The organism is Yoonia sp. MH D7 (assembly GCF_054439475.1).
In genome coordinates, this window is sequence record NZ_JBTJCF010000001.1 from 567,187 (window position 1) to 585,375 (window position 18,189).

17 protein-coding genes are annotated in these 18,189 nt (G+C 55.8%); 8 read left to right on the forward strand and 9 right to left on the reverse strand.

Annotation, left to right across the window (positions count from 1 at the left end):
• Positions 1 to 2 precede the first annotated feature (2 nt).
• The 3 genes from ACXLHR_RS02760 to ACXLHR_RS02770 all read right to left on the reverse strand — a co-directional run bounded on the left by ACXLHR_RS02760 (position 3) and on the right by ACXLHR_RS02770 (position 2,645).
• Positions 3 to 1,646 (reverse strand): CTP synthase, encoded by a 1,644-nt coding sequence (locus tag ACXLHR_RS02760; protein ID WP_458790014.1) that lies wholly within the window; start codon positions 1,644 to 1,646, stop codon positions 3 to 5.
• 169 nt (positions 1,647 to 1,815) lie between these two features.
• Positions 1,816 to 2,172: a preprotein translocase subunit SecG gene (gene secG, locus ACXLHR_RS02765; RefSeq protein ID WP_458790015.1), complete on the reverse strand. Its 357-nt coding sequence runs from the start codon at positions 2,170 to 2,172 to the stop codon at positions 1,816 to 1,818.
• Positions 2,173 to 2,249: 77 nt separating this feature from the next.
• On the reverse strand, positions 2,250 to 2,645 hold the full coding sequence (locus tag ACXLHR_RS02770) for a DUF6524 family protein (protein WP_458790016.1): 396 nt from the start codon (positions 2,643 to 2,645) through the stop codon (positions 2,250 to 2,252).
• 142 nt (positions 2,646 to 2,787) lie between these two features.
• Here ACXLHR_RS02770 and ACXLHR_RS02775 point away from each other — a divergent pair, with 142 nt between their 5' ends.
• Entirely contained in the window at positions 2,788 to 4,083 is a 1,296-nt protein-coding gene (locus ACXLHR_RS02775) for an adenylosuccinate synthase (RefSeq protein ID WP_458790017.1), read from the forward strand.
• A gap of 5 nt (positions 4,084 to 4,088) precedes the next feature.
• Positions 4,089 to 4,310, forward strand: a complete 222-nt coding sequence (locus tag ACXLHR_RS02780) for a DUF2842 domain-containing protein (RefSeq protein WP_458790018.1) — start codon at positions 4,089 to 4,091, stop codon at positions 4,308 to 4,310.
• 74 nt (positions 4,311 to 4,384) lie between these two features.
• Here ACXLHR_RS02780 and ACXLHR_RS02785 read toward each other — a convergent pair whose 3' ends face one another.
• Positions 4,385 to 6,349, reverse strand: a complete 1,965-nt coding sequence (locus tag ACXLHR_RS02785; RefSeq protein WP_458790019.1) for a hypothetical protein — start codon at positions 6,347 to 6,349, stop codon at positions 4,385 to 4,387.
• A 146-nt stretch (positions 6,350 to 6,495) separates the two neighbouring features.
• On the opposite strand from ACXLHR_RS02785, the gene ACXLHR_RS02790 reads away from it, so the two are divergent.
• The gene (locus ACXLHR_RS02790) at positions 6,496 to 7,155 is read left to right on the forward strand and encodes a thiamine diphosphokinase (protein ID WP_458790020.1); all 660 of its coding nucleotides are present in this window, start codon (positions 6,496 to 6,498) and stop codon (positions 7,153 to 7,155) included.
• Here ACXLHR_RS02790 and ACXLHR_RS02795 read toward each other — a convergent pair.
• The 4 genes from ACXLHR_RS02795 to ACXLHR_RS02810 form a co-directional block, all read right to left on the reverse strand.
• Positions 7,091 to 8,008 (reverse strand): DMT family transporter, encoded by a 918-nt coding sequence (locus ACXLHR_RS02795; RefSeq protein WP_458790021.1) that lies wholly within the window; start codon positions 8,006 to 8,008, stop codon positions 7,091 to 7,093. The two genes, ACXLHR_RS02790 and ACXLHR_RS02795, sit on opposite strands and share 65 nt — an antisense overlap.
• 9 nt (positions 8,009 to 8,017) lie before the next feature.
• Positions 8,018 to 8,947 carry a DMT family transporter gene (locus ACXLHR_RS02800; protein WP_458792456.1) on the reverse strand — a complete coding sequence of 310 codons (930 nt, stop codon included), beginning with the start codon at positions 8,945 to 8,947 and terminating at the stop codon, positions 8,018 to 8,020.
• A gap of 73 nt (positions 8,948 to 9,020) precedes the next feature.
• Positions 9,021 to 10,394: an L-serine ammonia-lyase gene (locus tag ACXLHR_RS02805; RefSeq protein WP_458790022.1), complete on the reverse strand. Its 1,374-nt coding sequence runs from the start codon at positions 10,392 to 10,394 to the stop codon at positions 9,021 to 9,023.
• The gene (locus ACXLHR_RS02810) at positions 10,394 to 11,065 is read right to left on the reverse strand and encodes a glutathione S-transferase family protein (RefSeq protein ID WP_458790023.1); all 672 of its coding nucleotides are present in this window, start codon (positions 11,063 to 11,065) and stop codon (positions 10,394 to 10,396) included. The genes ACXLHR_RS02805 and ACXLHR_RS02810 overlap by 1 nt, the downstream gene beginning before the upstream one ends.
• 124 nt (positions 11,066 to 11,189) lie before the next feature.
• Here ACXLHR_RS02810 and rpiA point away from each other — a divergent pair, with 124 nt between their 5' ends.
• The 5 genes from rpiA (at position 11,190) to ACXLHR_RS02835 (ending at position 17,514) form a co-directional block, all read left to right on the forward strand.
• Positions 11,190 to 11,978 carry a ribose-5-phosphate isomerase RpiA gene (rpiA, locus tag ACXLHR_RS02815; RefSeq protein ID WP_458790024.1) on the forward strand — a complete coding sequence of 263 codons (789 nt, stop codon included), beginning with the start codon at positions 11,190 to 11,192 and terminating at the stop codon, positions 11,976 to 11,978.
• A gap of 104 nt (positions 11,979 to 12,082) precedes the next feature.
• On the forward strand, positions 12,083 to 13,438 hold the full coding sequence (gor, locus tag ACXLHR_RS02820; RefSeq protein ID WP_458790025.1) for a glutathione-disulfide reductase: 1,356 nt from the start codon (positions 12,083 to 12,085) through the stop codon (positions 13,436 to 13,438).
• A gap of 73 nt (positions 13,439 to 13,511) precedes the next feature.
• A complete protein-coding gene (gene hflK, locus ACXLHR_RS02825; protein ID WP_458790026.1) occupies positions 13,512 to 14,669 on the forward strand; it encodes an FtsH protease activity modulator HflK in 1,158 nt (385 codons plus the stop codon).
• Positions 14,669 to 15,547, forward strand: a complete 879-nt coding sequence (hflC, locus tag ACXLHR_RS02830; RefSeq protein ID WP_458790027.1) for a protease modulator HflC — start codon at positions 14,669 to 14,671, stop codon at positions 15,545 to 15,547. The genes hflK and hflC overlap by 1 nt, the downstream gene beginning before the upstream one ends.
• A gap of 545 nt (positions 15,548 to 16,092) precedes the next feature.
• Positions 16,093 to 17,514 (forward strand): Do family serine endopeptidase, encoded by a 1,422-nt coding sequence (locus tag ACXLHR_RS02835; protein ID WP_458792457.1) that lies wholly within the window; start codon positions 16,093 to 16,095, stop codon positions 17,512 to 17,514.
• Between the two features lie 54 nt (positions 17,515 to 17,568).
• Here ACXLHR_RS02835 and ACXLHR_RS02840 read toward each other — a convergent pair whose 3' ends face one another.
• The gene (locus ACXLHR_RS02840) at positions 17,569 to 18,084 is read right to left on the reverse strand and encodes a peptidoglycan-binding domain-containing protein (protein WP_458790028.1); all 516 of its coding nucleotides are present in this window, start codon (positions 18,082 to 18,084) and stop codon (positions 17,569 to 17,571) included.
• Positions 18,085 to 18,189 lie beyond the last annotated feature (105 nt).

Sequence of the window (18,189 nt, forward strand, 5' to 3'; positions counted from 1 at the left end):
TCCTAAACCAGCCGCGAGTTTTCGACCGCTGCACGCACAAAATCAGCGAACAACGGGTGCGGTGCAAACGGCTTGGATTTCAGCTCTGGATGGAATTGAACACCAATAAACCACGGGTGGCCTTTCCATTCTACGATCTCTGGCAGTTTTCCGTCCGGCGACATGCCAGAGAACAGCAGGCCCACTTTTTCCAGTTGGTCGCGATACTTCATATCCACCTCATAGCGGTGACGATGCCGTTCTTCGATGCTGGTGGTGCCGTAAACTTCGGCTACTTTTGACCCTTCGGTCAGCGTCGCGTTATAGGCACCCAAACGCATGGTGCCACCTTTGTCGTCGCCCTTGGCGCGGGCGATCGTGTGATTGCCCTGAACCCATTCTTTCAGGTGATACACGACCGGTTCAAACCGCTTGCTGCCTGTTTCAACGTCAAACTCCTCGGAGCCTGCCGTCTTGATGCCCGCGACATTGCGCGCGGCTTCAATCACAGCCATCTGCATGCCCAGACAAATGCCAAGGTAGGGAATGCCCTTTTCGCGGGCAAACTGCGCCGCCTTGATCTTGCCTTCGGTGCCGCGCTCGCCAAATCCGCCAGGGACCAGGATTGCATGATAGCCTTCCAGGTAGGGGGCCGCATCCTCGCGGTCGAATAATTCTGCGTCGACCCACTCGATCTTGACCTTCACGCGGTTGGCCATGCCACCATGTGTCAGCGCCTCGGCGATGGATTTATAGGCATCCTCTAGCTGGGTGTATTTGCCAACAATGGCGACCTTTACAGTGCCTTCGTGGTTGTGAATGCGGTCATAAACATCGTGCCACATGTCCAGCTTTGGCGCGGGAGCGGGGGAGATATCAAACGCGTCCAGAACCGCCTGATCCAGTCCCTGCGCATGATAGGCCAAGGGCGCTTCATATATCGATTTCAGATCGTAGGCAGCGACAACGCTTTCCTTGCGGACGTTACAAAACAGGGCGATTTTCTCGCGCTCTTTTTCAGGGATCGGGTGCTCGGAGCGGCACACAAGAATGTCAGGCGCGATGCCGATCGACTGTAATTCTTTTACCGAATGCTGGGTCGGTTTGGTCTTCAATTCACCTGATGCAGCCAGATAGGGCAGCAAGGTCAGGTGCATGAAAATACACTGGCCGCGCGGTTTGTCATGGGAAAACTGGCGGATCGCCTCAAAGAAAGGCAAGCCTTCAATGTCGCCTACAGTGCCGCCAATCTCGCAGAGCATAAAATCAACTTCGTCGTCACCGACCTTTAGGAAATCCTTGATCTCGTTAGTCACATGGGGAATCACTTGGATGGTTTTGCCCAGATAATCGCCGCGACGCTCTTTTTCCAAGACGGTGGAATAAATCCGGCCCGATGACACGGAATCAGTGTTGCGGGCATGTACGCCGGTGAACCGCTCGTAGTGGCCAAGGTCGAGATCTGTTTCTGCACCATCATCGGTGACAAAAACTTCGCCATGCTCAAACGGCGACATCGTGCCCGGATCGACGTTCAGGTAGGGGTCAAGCTTGCGCAGACGCACGGAAAACCCACGGGCCTGTAAAAGCGCGCCCAAGGCGGCAGACGCCAACCCTTTGCCCAAAGATGAAACAACGCCACCAGTGATAAAAATATAACGTGCCATAGCGGATGCGCCCCCGTTTGCGTGGTTCAAAAGGTCAAAATATGTGGAAACCCGAACCGTAAAATTCGCATACTCACGGGATTTATCTAATAGTGGATTCGGGGCGTCAGCGCAACCGCTGACGCAACATCATGTAGGTGAAAACCGCCACCCCCGCAGGATTAGTAGGTTATTCGACCGCCGGTACCAGAGGTGCTTCATCGGACGAAGGCGGCAAAAGGCTTTCGCCCAAGTCTGGCGCCGGAGCACCGTCTTGGGTGACAGGCGCCGCGCCGAGACGGTCAACTACCGACGAACCTGCTGATTTTTCGGCCGCAATAATCGTTAAAGCAATCGACGTGCAGATAAAGCCAATCGCCAAAATCCATGTGGCTTTGCCCATCGCGGTTGCACCAGACCGGCCACCAGTCGCGCCGCCACCGCCGCCGCCAATACCTAAGCCCCCACCCTCGGAGCGCTGCATCAACACCATCCCGATCAGGGACAAAGCAAGGATCAGATGGACGACGAGGACAACATTTTCCATGAACGGACAGCCTAACGTTTAATTTGGTTTCGGGTGGTATCTATGATTTTGGGGCGGCTGTCGCAAGAGGCAATGCATTATGCATCGATGTCATCGACATCGGCTTGGCCCGACAGCTTGCGACGCACAATAGACCACGACAGGCCAATCGCCAGCACAAACGACAAAATGATGATAGCCAGCCAAGTATTGACGGTGGGATCGGCGAGGCTAATGACCCCCTGTTCAAACAGCACCCAGATCATTGTGCCCGCGACCGCCAGCACCAGTAACATGCCAAACAAGCCAATAGACCGCAGGGTTGCGCGTAAATAGATGATGTAGCCGACCAATAAAACTAATCCCGCAAGCACACAAATCGACAGCATGTCCTGATAATTGACCGTCGCCCAGCGGGTAAAATTCCACTGAGTGGGATTATAAGTCGCTGCAAGCAAGATAAATGCAAATAGCCAACGCAGAAGAAAACCCATAAATCACCTTTGTTTTTCAGTCGCCTTTACCTTTGCAAGCGTGGCGCAGGGCTGTCTACCCCTGCCATGTGGCAAATTGGCGGTTTCATACATAGGGTTGCACCGATATAGCAGGAAAGGGAATCTAAAAGGACCAGATATCATGGCAAACGTCGTCGTCGTAGGCGCCCAATGGGGTGACGAAGGTAAAGGCAAAATCGTTGATTGGCTCTCTGAGCGCGCAGATGTGATCGCGCGTTTTCAAGGCGGGCATAACGCGGGCCATACGTTGGTCATTGATGGCAAAGTTTATAAATTGCACGCTTTGCCATCGGGCGTGGTGCGCGGTGGCAAACTGTCGGTGATCGGTAACGGGGTTGTTTTGGACCCTTGGCACCTGTTGAACGAGATTGCGACGATTGAAGAACAGGGTGTGACAATCAACCCTGACAACTTGATGATCGCGGAAAACACGCCGCTGATCCTGCCTTTGCACGGTGAACTTGACCGGCTGCGTGAAGAGGCCGCTAGCGCGGGCACTAAAATCGGCACAACCGGGCGCGGCATTGGGCCAGCCTATGAGGATAAAGTCGGGCGTCGTGCGATTCGTGTGGCGGATCTGGCAGATGTTAAAACGCTTGAAGCCCGCGTTGATCGCGCGTTGCAACACCACAATCCTTTGCGCAAAGGGCTCGGATTTGACGAGGTTGACCGCGATGCGTTGTTGGCCGCGCTTAAAGAAATAGCACCGAAAATCCTGCCCTACGCCGCCCCTGTCTGGAAGGTTTTGGCTGAAAAACGCAAAGCAGGGAAACGGATTTTGTTCGAAGGTGCGCAGGGCGCGCTGCTTGATATCGACTTTGGCACCTATCCGTTTGTGACGTCTTCAAACGTGATTGCGGGGCAGGCGGCGACCGGTGTGGGTCTTGGGCCAACGGCGATCGACTACGTTCTTGGGATCGTCAAAGCTTATACCACGCGTGTTGGCGAAGGACCGTTTCCGACAGAACTGCACGACGCGGACGGCCAGCGTTTGGGCGAGCGCGGCCATGAATTTGGCACGACGACCGGACGTAAACGGCGCTGCGGCTGGTTTGATGCGGCGCTTTTGCGCCAAACCTGCGCAACATCGGGGATCACGGGCATCTGTCTGACAAAGCTCGATGTGCTTGACGGGTTCGAGACGTTAAAAATATGCACAGGCTATGATCTTGACGGCGAAACTCTCGACTATTTGCCAACTGCGGCAGATCAGCAAGCTCGTTGCACGCCGATTTACGAAGAAATCGAAGGCTGGAGCGAATCCACCGAGGGCGCGCGGTCTTGGGCGCAACTGCCTGCCGCCGCGATCAAATATGTGCGGCGCATTGAAGAGCTGATCGACTGCCCGGTTGCGCTGGTTTCGACTTCGCCTGAACGTGAAGATACGATCCTTGTCACCGATCCGTTTGCTGACTGATGTCAATGACTTACAAACAGAAGCGACGCCGCGCACTGTTTTTGTTGCTGGTGTTCATGCCGATTTATATTCTGGTCGCGGTTGCCATTATGTCGGTCGCGGATCGCGCACCATTGGTCATCGAGTTTTTCATCTACGCGACACTTGGCATCGGCTGGGTGTTTCCGTTTAAAAAGGTGTTTCTCGGCATCGGGCAAATTGATCCGGACGCTGATCCAGAGGCGTGATTGCGTAACATCAGAGTGTAAAACAAAAAAGGCGGGGAAATTCCCCGCCTTTTTCATATCTATTATAGGGTGCTTTAACCCGCTTTGGCTTCCGGCTTGAACCGCGAAGCGTCCGACACCTGAAAGCGGCCGTTACGCACCTTGCTGATCCGGCCTTGGCGCAGCAAGGTCCCGAAGGAGCGCAGACCATCTTCACGGCTGAACTCAGTTTCGGTGCTTGACTGCACTTTCTTCATGATCTGAGGGCGCGAGAAATCCTCGACGCCTTCCACAAATGCGGTATAGGCTGCTGCGGCTTCCAGCAGATCAGCTAGTGACGTTGCGCCCATTTCCTCTGCAAATTCGGCAAAGTTGGTTGCGGCGGCGGGGCTGATCGGCTCGGCTGTGGCTGCGACACGGCGCGGTTGAACCGGAGTTGCGTGCGTTGCAGGTACATGCGCATCAACACGTTGCGACGCGACCAGTTTCAACGGCGCAGGGCGCGGACGAACTGTGCGGGTGTCGGTCGGTTTCACCCGTGTCGGGCGTGCAGCGGTCGGGTTCACAACCTCTTTGAGGTCTTCGCGGAACGCGTCTTCCGTTTCTTCCTTCTTGTGGCCCTTATCACCTAGCTGGCGCGCAGCTTCAGTTGCTGCAACCGCAGCCTTCAACTGGGCAATCGCATCGCGGCGACGGCTGCCCTCTGGCTCGCTCAACTGCTGATCGGTCTGAGTTAGAATATGCGACATAGTTGCGTCATCTGTTTCAGGCAGTGTTGTGCGCGGTTTTTGTGTCGCCAGTTCTTGTGATTCGGCTGCCTGAGGTTGCACTGGTGTAAAGTCACGTTCGACCTCGGCCAGTTCTTCCATCAAATCGGCTTCGTCATCGTCAGACAGGGTGGTATTGATAGGGGCGTCAAAGCCTTCCAGATCCTCGAAGCCGTCAAGAATCGCAAGGTTTTGAAGATCGTCGTCCAAACCGAACTCAGCGTCAGTATCGTCGTCGTCAATGTTTTGTGCGATGGCGAAATTTTCGTCGACGGCAGCCACAGCATCGACAGGCTCTTCAACGGTTACGTCGAGGAGCTGTGTTTTACGAATACGCAAAATTTGCGCGCGAATCGCAGGTTTTTCCAGAGTTTGAGGCGCGTCGTCTGGCGCAGCAGGAGTGGACTGTGCAACTTTTGCCGCCAAGCCGTCGAGCAGCGCATCATCGTCGGTTGGGGCGTCAGCTTCGTCCTCGGCAACATCTTCATGAATAGTTTCGGGCGCGTCATGTGGAGCATCTTCTACCAAGGATTCGGATTCTTCGCTCGCGTCTGGCGTGCTAAAATCAAGATCGGACATATCGATTGCAGGTTTTTTATCCGCAACTTTTGTGTCTTCCGCAACAGGCGCATCTTCGGCGGCATCTGGCACCACAGGCATCGGTGTTTCGCCAAGATCTTCTACAAAATCAGCCTCATGTGACTTTTCTTGTGACTTGCCCACTACGGCGCGGATGCGCTGTAATTTTGCTGCGACGCTTTCTGAATCCGGATGTGCGGGGGCGGTATGTGTAACCTCGCCCATATCATCAAATGTCAAAGCGTGCGGAGTTGCAATACGCGGCGAGGACACATGATGCTCGGTCTTGGGCGTTGCCTCATGCGCGGTTTCATCCGCTGCCGCGTCTGACAGAGCTTTCTGAAAATCGTCCAATGTGCGATCTTTCAGCGTCGGTGCGACCTGAGGTGCCACGGCCGCAGTTGCCATTTGCACAGGCTCTGGGCGCGACACTTGTGGCGGCATTGCAGGCGCTACGGCTTGAGATGCGCGCAACACAATACCACCGTCCTGTGTGTGGGCATCAACGCGGCGCGTAATTTCACGCTCGGCGATCTTTGCCAACATTGCGACATCGGGGGCAGGGGGTTCAGCCCCGAAGTACCTATCGTCAGCAGCCAGATCACGGAAATATTCCGCAATCGCTTTCATCGTGCCAAAGGAATCGTCAAATCCCTCTAATGTGCACGAGAAGGTGCCGTAGGATACGGTAAGAATCTTACTCGACTCAACCATCTTTTTGCTCGCTTTCTCCTAAATCCAGTAAGAGTGTGTTTACCATCAACTGGTTCGCAATCCGGCACAATGGCGGGTTAGACTCGGTATTATTTCAAGGCCATATTAAGGCAGGTGGCTTGAATCGCAACAAAAGGGGGCGCGTTATGTCGATTGTTCACAGTTTGGGTCCAATAGTCTTGGTTGGTGCTGCCTATATTGGACCTAAAGAGCTTAACATTTTCCAAAGCCTTACAAAGCAGTTTGTTGGCATTGACGGGGGGGCGGATCATCTGCTCGCAGTGGGCATTGATCCGGTTGCGGTGATCGGCGATCTGGATAGCCTGTCGGACGCCTCGCGCACGCGTTTTGCCGCTGTGCTGCACCATATCGCAGAACAGGAAACTGTTGACTTTGAAAAGGGTCTGTCGCGGGTCAATGCCCCTTTGATCTATGCGCTGGGGTTTGCGGGTGGCCGGCTGGATCATACTTTGGCGGTGCTGCATGTGATGGGGCGCAATCCCGAGCGTCCGGTTCTGCTGATCAGTGCTGATGATGCCAGCGCGATAGTCCCTTCTCGTGGTTTAACCCTGCACCTGCCGATTGGGACGCGGGTGTCGATCATGCCATTGGCGGATGCGCGTGTGCAGGGGCAGGGGTTAAGATGGCCGATCAGCGACCGGCCGATGCATCCGATGCACTTTACCAGCCCGTCGAACGCGGCGGCGGATCATGAAGTGCAGATCAGTTGCACGGGGCCGGTTATTGTAACGGTGCCACGGGCGCAGATGCAGGCACTCGGGCAAGCCGTCGCTCGCGCACGATAATATACAGCCCCGCGCCCACGGTGATACATATACCGATAGCAGCCAATCCGTTAGGCAGATCGTGAAAGATCAGCCAGCCGATAAAGGTGCCAAACGGGATCTCGAGATATTGCATCGGTGCGAGGGTGGACGCGGGGGCAAACCGCAGGCTCCACGTCATTGCCAGATGTGCGACGGTGCCAAGGATGCCAAGCAGGGCCAACATTCCTAATGTCGAGGTATCGGGCATCGCGATATAGGTCGCAGCGGTGTCAGGAAACAACAGCAACACCGGCAAGATCATGGCACTCGCTTGCAGCCCGCTGATCGCTTGTAATTTGATCGGATCAATCTGTTTCGCAATCTGACGCGTGACCATCATGAACAGCGCAAAAATCACAGCCACTCCAAGCGGCAATAACGCGGGCCAGCCGACTTGGGTAAAGTTGGGCTGGATCACCAAAAGCGTGCCGATAAACCCCACAGCACAGGCGGCCATACGTTGCTTGCCTACTTCTTCATGCATCACAAAATGGCCAAGCAGCAGCATTATGAAAGGCATTACAAAGGTAATCGCAAGGGCATCTGCCAAAGGCAAATAGCGCAGAGCGCTAAACATGAACCCGATGCCCGCGATATGCAGACAGGTGCGAATCAACGTCAAAGGCAGTGCGCCCGCAGGCAAACGCAGCCCCGCGCCTGCCCAATACACCAACGGTAATAGAACCAGCGCCTGCACCGAAAACCGCACAAAGATCAAAACGCCGAGCGATATTTGCCCGCCCAACAGCTTGGCCATGGCGTCACCCAGAGGGGCGAGAAAGCAAAATCCAAGCATCAGGACAATGCCAAAAAAGGGGCGATCAACGGTCATGGGGCAAGCCTAATGAACACTTGGGCGAGGCGCAATCGGCGGCGTGGCAGTGACATGTTCGCGCCAGATAATAAACAGGCCCGACGCCACGATTACAGCAATTCCTAACCACGTCAGCGCATTGGGGAAATCGGAAAACACCAGATACCCCAAAGCCACGGCGCTAACGATTTCCAGGTAATGCAGCGGGGCAAGTGTCGAAGTGGGGGCCATGCGTAGGGCATAGGTCATCATCAGATGCGCCACCGACGAGGCCACGCCCACACCGCACATCCATAGCCACGCGCTGCCCTGCGGCAGCACCGGATCAAGAGTGACAATCCCCGACCCGTTGGCTAGCACCATGACAGGCAGGCACATCACAGCAGCCACCGTCGCCGTGTGCAGCTGCATTGGGATGGGGTGCATGCTGCGTCCCAGCGACCGAGTGACCAACATATAAGCCGCAAAACTGAACGCGGTGCCAACAGGGTAAAGTGCGACCATGCCAAAGGCAGAAAGACTGGGCTGGATGACCAGTAATGACCCTGCAAAGCCCACTAAACAGGCCCCGATACGCCGAGGACCAACCTCGTCTTGGAATAAAATGCGACCGAGGATCAACAGTATGAACGGCTCGATAAAGGCAATCGCTAAAGCATCGGCAATCGGCATCACTTGAACGGCCGCCACAAAGCAATAGGTCGAGGCGACAAGGAAAAATGCGCGTTGCACCAATTGCCACAACAGTGCGCGGGGCAGGGACAGTGAATGGCCCAGCGCGAGACAGATCGGCGCCATTATCGCCGCTTGTACGACAAACCGTGCGGTGGTAATTTGCCCAACGGGTATAGTCTGCGCTGCCAGTTTGGAGGCCACGTCGATCAGCGGCGCCGTCAGGCAAAAGCCGAGCATCAAGACGATGCCTGATAAAACGCGGTCCGTATGGCTTGCCGTCAACATGGCGTAAAACCCATCCTACATATCCCCACACTCTGGTCGCTGTGTCGGATGGGTTTCAACCTATCGACGGCTAACAATTCGGCACATTCACGGCGAGACCGCCCAATGACGTCTCTTTATACTTCTCCGACATATCCACACCGGTCTGGCGCATGGTTTCAATCGCCGCATCCAACGGAACCAAATGCGTGCCGTCGCCGCGCATGGAAAGTGACGCAGCACTGACCGCCTTGATCGCCCCCAACCCGTTACGTTCAATACAGGGGACCTGAACCAGCCCGCGCACGGGATCACAGGTCATGCCCAGATGATGCTCGAGTGCAATCTCGGCAGCATTTTCAACCTGCTCGGGCGTACCACCCAATACCGCACATAAGCCGGCTGCCGCCATCGCCGCCGCTGAACCGACTTCCGCCTGACAGCCCGCTTCGGCCCCCGAAATCGAGGCGTTAAACTTGACCAAGCCACCAATCGCGGCTGCGGTTAGTAAAAACTCTGGCACACTCGCCACAGTCGCACCCGGCACATGATCGAGGTAATAACGTATAGTCGCTGGCACGACACCCGCCGCGCCATTTGTGGGGGCTGTTACAACCTGTCCACCAGCGGCATTCTCTTCGTTCACCGCCATCGCATAAGTCGACATATAATCGTTGATCGTATGCGGCGCGCTCTGGTTCATGCCGCGCTCGGCCATCAGCGCATCGTAAATCCCCTTGGCACGGCGTTTGACATGTAACCCACCAGGTAAAATCCCGTCCGTGACCAAACCCCGATCAATACAGGCGTTCATGACCTCCCAAATACGGGTCAGCCCCTTGTCCAGATCTGTACCTGATTTGCGCGATAATTCATTCGCGCGTTTCATTTGGGCCACCGACATGCCCGAGGACGATGCCATCGCCAGCATCTGCGCCGCAGAGCGAAACGGGTAGGGGACAGCAGGACCATCATCGGTATCCTTGCCCGCGGCCAACTCGGTTTCCGTCAATACAAATCCGCCGCCAATGGAATAGTAGGTGACTTGCGTAATCACATCGCCTTGGGAATCCACACCCTTCAGGATCATACCATTCGCGTGACCTGCCAGCGCTGGGCCGTAATCAAACAACACATCTTCGTTGGGATGAAATCGCAACCCCCCCAAACCTTCAGGAAAAACCGTATGTTCCGCCTGAATACGCACCATCTCGGCGTCAGCTTTGACCACATCATAATCATCCGCGCGAAACCCTGCGAGCCCCAAGATCACCGCGCGGTCCGTGGCATGGCCAACGCCCGTGAACGCCAGCGAGCCATGCAGCGACGCCTTCACCCCTGCCACACCAAAAGGCAAAGCGCGCAAATGATCCAAAAACCGCGCGCTTGCGACCATCGGGCCAATGGTATGAGACGACGAAGGGCCAATGCCCACCTTGAACATATCGAACACAGACAGAAACATCAGATAGCACTTCCTTCAGAGGGATTTGGCAAGCACGGCGTGAAAAAAATTGTTTCGCCTAGACCCTCTGCACGACTTGCTTGATGTGCAGAAGGACGTATTTCCAAGCGCTTCATATATCCACGCAACCTTGGATAACAGGACAAATCGAACCAGACCTGATCCTGACCATATAACCCGGCCCAGCGCACCATCGGGGCGAGATAACACCCCAATGCGCTGGGCTGCGCATCATCGAGCCAAGACGCATGGGCTTCAAGATGGGCAAACAACGCGTTCATATGCTCCTGTGTCGCATCGCGCAGGGCAGGCACAGCCGCTTCTGTAATATACTTGTGCGGATAAAACCACATGCGCATCGCTGCGTGAAGTGTATTGGACAGCCAGAATAACCACGACAGCGCCTCGCCACGGGTCAGCCCTGCGGGCATGAATCCGTCGCGCGATAACCATAAAAGAATAGCACCCGTCTCGTAAATTGGCCCCTCAGGTGTCAGCAGCGTGGGGATGAAGCCATTGGGGTTTAGCGCCAGATATTCTGGCGCCGACAGGCCCTGTGCTGCGCGGTCCACCAGCACGGTCTCGAACGGCAATCCCAATTCCAATAGCGCCAGCCGGATACACAGCGAGGCATTGTCAGGTGCGTAATAAAGTGTCAGATTTTGTGTCATAGGCGGATCATACGCAAACTGCAGCAAATGTAAGCCGCAAAAACGACGCATCCACCGCGAAACGAGATGTTTCCCTCTTGTGTCATTCCCCTTATAAAACTGAAAACCACAGAATGGAGCCGCCATGTCCAGTGCCCTGTCCCCGATCGATAAAGCCAAATTTGTCGCCGCTAAAAAAGCGACTGAATATGTGAAATCAGGCATGAAAGTCGGGCTTGGCACGGGGTCAACAGCGGCGTGGTTGGTGCAATGCTTGGGCGATATGGTGCGCCACGACGGGCTGCGGATCAAGGGGGTCCCCACTTCGGCGCGCACGGCGCAACTTGCGCGTGAAGTCGGCATTGAAGTGATCTCGCTGGATGAGGCCAAATGGCTCGACCTTACAATAGACGGTACTGATGAATATGACGGCAATCTGTACCTGATCAAAGGTGGCGGCGGCGCGCATTTGCAAGAAAAGATCGTGGCCACGGCCTCTGACCAGATGATCGTCATCGCGGACCCGACCAAGCGGGTTAAAACCCTAGGTGCGTTCCCGCTGCCCGTCGAGATTATCCCGTTTGGCTGGCAAACCACCAAGATGCTGATCGAGGAAACCTTGATTGGCATGGACGTTCTTGGCCAAACTGCCGGTCTGCGCATGAATGGCGAGGCGGCCTATATCAGCGACGAGGGCAACCACATCCTGGATCTGCACCTCAACCGGATCGGCAATCCGCGCCAGCTAAGCCTGGTACTGAACCAGATCCCGGGCGTCGTGGAAAACGGGCTGTTCATCGACATCTGCGATATTGTGATCGTGGGCTACGGTGACGGACGGGTCGAGGTCAATGATATCAATAATGGCGATATTACAGAAAGCAAATTCGACTTTATGGACAGCGGCAACCTGTTTGCCGAGGATTTCGACTAAGTTCCCGCGCCGTTTGTGGTCACAGTGACGCGAATGCCGTTGTAGTCAGCGGTCCACACCCATAGGTTACGTCCTGTTAAGACTGGAATGACGGGAGCGGTGATTTGACCTTTGACTTTGATCTTTTTGTAATCGGTGGCGGGTCTGGCGGCGTGCGCGCAGCACGCGTTGCCGCAGCCACAGGCGCCAAAGTGGCGCTGGCCGAAGAGTTCCGCATGGGCGGCACCTGCGTAATCCGAGGCTGCGTGCCCAAAAAACTTATGGTCTTTGCCTCGACCTACGCCGAAAGCATGCACGACGCCGCCGGATACGGCTGGGACGTGAAAGTCGGGCCGTTCGACTGGACCAAATTCCAAACCAAATTGCACGCTGAACTCGACCGCCTTGAAGGGGTCTACCGCAAGCTGTTGGGCAATTCGGACGTACGCATCTATGACGCCCGCGCCACGTTGAAAGACGCGCATACCGTTACGCTATCGACAGGCGAAGAGGTAAGCGCAAAACACATCCTTATCGCCACAGGCGGCCACCCGACCAAGCCAGAGATCGCAGGCGCAGAGCTTGCAATCACCTCCAACGACATCTTCAACCTCAAAGAATTCCCAAAGAACATCCTGATCGTCGGCGGCGGCTATATCGCCTCTGAATTTGCAGGCATCCTGAATGGCTTGGGCGTCAAGGTCACACAATTCTATCGCGGCGCACAAATTCTGCGCGGCTTTGATGACGAGGCACGCGGTCTGATCGCGGAGGGAATGGTTGAAAAAGGTGTGAACCTGCGCCTTGGCACCAACGTCGCCAAGATGCGTCAAGAGGGCAACACCGTCCGCGTGACGGACACAAACGCCGACGAACACACATTCGATCAGGTCATGTTCGCAACAGGACGCCATGCCAATACAGACGGGCTTGGGCTGGAAGAGATCGGCGTTAAGCTTGGTCGCAATGGTCAAATCCTTGTCGACGATTATAGCCAAACCGCTGTGCCATCAATCTATGCGGTGGGCGATGTGACCGACCGTGTGAACCTGACCCCCGTGGCGATCCGCGAAGGCATGGCATTTGTCGAAACCGTGTTCAAAGGCAACCCGACCAAGCCTGACCACGACTTAATCCCCTCGGCGGTCTTTACCCAGCCCGAATTTGGCACCATCGGACTGACCGAGGAAGAGGCGCGCGAGCAAGAGCCGATCGAGGTCTACGCGACATCGTTCAAGCCGATGAACCACGCCTTTGCAGGACGCACCGACCGTGTGCTGATGAAGCTGATCGTGTCCCAAGCAACCCGCAAAATTCTGGGCTGTCATATCGTCGCAGATCACGCGGGCGAATTGATCCAGATGGTCGGGATTGCGGTGAAAATGGGCGCAACCAAAGAAGATTTCGACAGAACTGTCGCCGTTCATCCGACGATTTCGGAAGAGCTGGTGACAATGAAGGAACCCGTGCGCCGCGCTTGATTTTCAGGCATAAACGTACACATATAAGTAGACGGCCCTGAAGTCGGGGCGAAACAGAATAGGTTAAGACGCAATGGCAGGAAATAACGGTGGCCCATGGGGCGGCGGTGGAAATGGCGGATCTAACGGCGGGGGCGAGCCCCCCAAGCCGCCGCGCAAACCAAACGAGCCACAGGGCATCCCTGAAATTGACGAATTGATGAACAAAGGCCGCGAACATCTGCGCGTTCTGATGGGTGGCGGCGGCAAAGGTGGTGGCAATGGCACCGGACCTTCTGGCGGTGGCGCTGGCCCTGCGTTGACCCGCGGCACTATCGGGCTTGGGGTTCTGGGCGCGGTTGTGCTTTGGGGTATGGCGTCGTTTTATACCGTCAAACCCGAAGAGCAGGCGGTCGAGCTGATGCTGGGACGCTATAGCAACACCGTTGGGTCCGGCCTGAACTTTGCGCCATGGCCAATCGTGACACGAGAAGTTCTGGCCGTGACCTCAGAGCGTAACATCGACATCGGTGTGGGGCGGACGACCAGTGACACCGGCTTGATGCTGACGGGCGACCAGAATATCGTAGATATCGATTTTCAGGTGGTCTGGAACATCTCCGATCCGCGTGCCTATCTGTTTAACCTCTCCAACCCGCCACAGACGATCGAAGCTGTTTCAGACTCGGTGATGCGTGAAATCATTTCACAATCCGAGCTGGCGCCGATTTTGAACCGTGACCGTGGTCTTATTGCCAGCAATCTGCGCGACCTGATTCAGTCCACGCTCAACAGCTATGACAGCGGCGTGAACATCATCCGTGTCAACTTTGACAAGGCCGATCCACCACAAGAGGTCATCGCGTCGTTCCGTAAGGTGCAGGATGCCGCGCAAGAACGTGATCGTTTGCAAAACGTGGCTGACGCTTATGCCAACCAAGTGCTTGCAGGGGCGCGAGGCGATTCCGCACAACTTCTGGAACAAGCAGAAGCGTATCGCGCGCAAGTCGTGAACGAGGCAGAAGGCGAAGCTTCGCGTTTCACGGCTGTTCTCAGCGAATATGAAAAAGCACCCGAAGTGACACGCAAGCGGCTTTATCTCGAAACCATGGAGCAGGTCTTGGGCAACACGGACATCATCTTGATGGATGATAGTGCGGCGGGCAATCAGGGCGTTGTGCCTTATCTGTCGCTGAACGAATTGCGCCGCAATTCAAACGACACACAGTCCAGCACCGGAGGGTCGAACTAATGAATAAATCCGCATTCCTGATCCCCGCAGTTGTCGTTGTTGTCGCAGCCCTTGTGTCCTCTGTCTTTATTGTTGACGAGCGTGAAAAAGCGCTTGTGCTGCAATTCGGGCAAATCGTGAAGGTGAAAGAAGACCCAGGTCTGGCTTTCAAAGTGCCGTTGATCCAGAACGTCGTGCGCTACGATGACCGTATCCTCAGCCGCGACCTTGAGCCATTGGAAGTTACGCCATCAGACGATCGCCGTCTGGTCGTAGACTCCTTTGCCCGCTACCGGATTTCGGACGTAGAACGGTTCCGCCAAGCGGTTGGTGACGGTGGCGAAGAGGCCGCAGCAAGCCGTCTTGACAGTATCCTTCGCGCCCAAACGCGTGCGGTGCTAGGCTCGGTGTCTTCGAACGATATCCTGTCGACCGACCGTGCAGGCCTGATGCTGCGCATCCGTAATGGTGCGATTGCAGAGGCGAACGCGCTTGGTTTGCAAGTCATCGATGTGCGTCTCAAGCGTACGGATTTGCCACCTGAAAACCTGAACGCGACCTACGAGCGGATGAAAGCAGAGCGCGAGCGCGAAGCAGCCGACGAGGTTGCACGCGGTAACGAAGCGGCGCTACGCGTACGTGCAACCGCCGACAGAACCGTGATCGAGCTTGTGTCAGGCAGTCAGCGTCAGGCCGAAATCACACGTGGTGAAGCCGATGCAACCCGTAACGCAATCTTTGCCGAAGCTTTTGGCGCGGACCCTGAATTCTTTGAATTCTACCGCTCCATGACGGCCTATACGCGCGCATTGACCTCCGACAACGCGTCCATGATTCTGTCGCCAGACAACGAATTTTTCAACTACCTGAAGTCGGATCAAGGCGCTGCCTCGCGGTAACGGCACTTACAAAATACAAAAAGGCCGCACTTGTTGCGGCCTTTTTGCTTTTAAACGGTATCACATGACCCAGTTACTTTCGCTCATAGCGGTCGAAGGTGCGCGACTACGGAAAGCTATCACAGTTTATCTTGATGAACTCGAATTCACCCTCGTTGACGACATCTAGCAAGCTAATCGCGGGGTTGTTGTGAAACCAATGGCGGCGGGCAGGCTGGCCTTCCTGTTTCCTCAAGCCGATAACTAAGCAAAACCGATACCTCGAATGGCGTGGTCTTAGTGCGCCCACCCAATGGCTGCCTATGGCACAAGCGCTGTAATTCGGGATCTCGTCGAAATTACCTAATTCGGATCACTCTGCTGATCACGTCCTGTTGAAAATGCGCGATTGCTCTTTGTGTTGCGTCTTGCGCGCCCTACATTCACACTACACAGAAGAGGCGAGGGAGGACTTCGCCGCCAAATTTCAGTTTGAAGGAGTTTTTCACGTGAGATCTCAGGCACTTGTAGCCCATGGCCGCGACACTCAAACGCGCGGCGCATTTATGACATTGATGACAAGCACGGCGCTGGCCGTGGCACTGGCGCTTTCGCAAGCCGCCCCGTCCGAGGCGCAGGCGCGTCCCGTGACCTTTGCCGATCTTGCCGAACAGGTCAGCCCCTCGGTCGTGAACATCACGACGTCAACCACGATTGCCGGACGCACAGGCCCGCAAGGCATAGTGCCGGAAGGATCGCCGTTTGAGGATTTTTTCAACGATATGCAGCGACCTGATGGCGGCGCACCACGGCAGTCTTCGGCACTTGGCTCCGGCTTTGTGATCTCGGCAGACGGCTATATCGTGACCAACAACCACGTCATTGAAGGGGCCGATGAAATTCTGATCGAATTCTTCCCTGGCGGAGAAGAAGGTGTGCCCGCCGAACTGGTCGGCACCGATCCAAACACCGATATCGCAGTGCTGAAAGTTGACTTGAACGATCTGCCTTATGTGTCGTTTGGCGACAGCAGTTCATCTGGCGCGCGCGTTGGCGATTGGGTGATGGCCATGGGCAATCCGCTGGGGCAGGGGTTTTCTGTCTCCGCAGGGATCGTGTCGGCGCGTAATCGCGCGTTATCAGGAACTTACGACGACTATATCCAGACAGATGCGGCGATCAATCGTGGTAACTCTGGCGGACCACTGTTTAATATGGACGGTGAAGTTGTCGGTGTGAACACGGCGATCCTGTCACCAAACGGCGGCTCGATTGGCATCGGTTTTGCCATGTCATCGGCTGTGGTCAGCAACGTTGTCGACCAGCTTAAGGAATTCGGCGAAACCCGCCGCGGCTGGCTTGGCGTGCGCATTCAGGATGTCACACCCGATATGGTTGATGCCATCGACGGGTTGAACTCGGCGAGCGGTGCATTGATCACAGACGTGCCATCAGGCCCTGCAGAAGACGCAGGCATGTTGGGCGGTGACGTGATCACAACCTTTGACGGGATCACAATCGGAGACACCAAAGAACTGGTGCGTATCGTAGGCAACTCGCCGGTTGGCAAAGAGGTCCCCGTGGTCATTTTGCGCAACGGCGAAACGCTGGACATTACTGTTGTGCTTGGCCGACGTGAAACCGCAGAAGCACAAGCATTTCCTGTCGCCGCCGAAGATCCAACCGCACCTGACAGCTCTGAAATCCTTGGAATGACCCTGTCGGAAATCACTCCCGAGTTGGAAGAGCAGTATTCGCTGGCCGACGCCACCGGACTTGTGATCACACAGATTGACCCCGCCAGCGACGCAGCGTCCAAAGGGCTGATTGCAGGCGATTTGATTGTAGAAGCAGGCCGCGAGACGATCACAGCCGTCGCAGACCTAGAGGCGCAGATTGCCGCGGCAAAAGACGCAGGGCGCAAATCCTTGCTGCTGCTTTTACGTCGCGGCGGTGACCCACGTTTCGAAGCTCTGTTGCTGGACTAATTCCAACGACATGCACAAACTGAAGGGCGCGGCTTAGGCTGCGCCCTTTGGCGTTTAATCCGCGTCCAACGTCGCGCGATCCAGTGCCACAATCCCCAAAACCCGCGCTGTTTGCACTGACAGCAATACAGAATCAGGCCCGTCTTGTCGTTGAAACACCCGCGTAGCGGTGGCTGTTGCATTGTCCAGGTTGCCCGAAATCGGCCCTTGATAGATCCCGCGCACCGTCAGCGCGCGCTGCAGGGTCGCGACAAAATCACGGGTATAGTCTTGCGGACACACGGTCTCGAACCGGATCGGGGCGCGCTCGCGCAGAATTTGCTGGCGGATGGCGGTGCGGAACGTGGCAGGGCTGATCACAGTGCCATCCGCGCTGCGTGTCTCGGCCGTCTCTATTTCTTGCAGGCGCACGGTCTGGATTACCGCAGGGGCCGTGTCATTGGCAAAACACCGCCCGTCGCGCTGGACCTCGATCGGGGCCACATCAATCATCACATTGGCGGGGCGCGGCTGCACAGGCGCACAGGCGCAAATGGTGGCAATCACCGTGGCATAAAACAGCGATTTCATTGGTGCAGACCTCTTGGTGCGTGTTATCTTGCACCGCTATACCCCATGTGCGCGTCCCACCAAAGCACCTGCAAAGTTTTGTTATCAAGGTTGGCACACATAGCA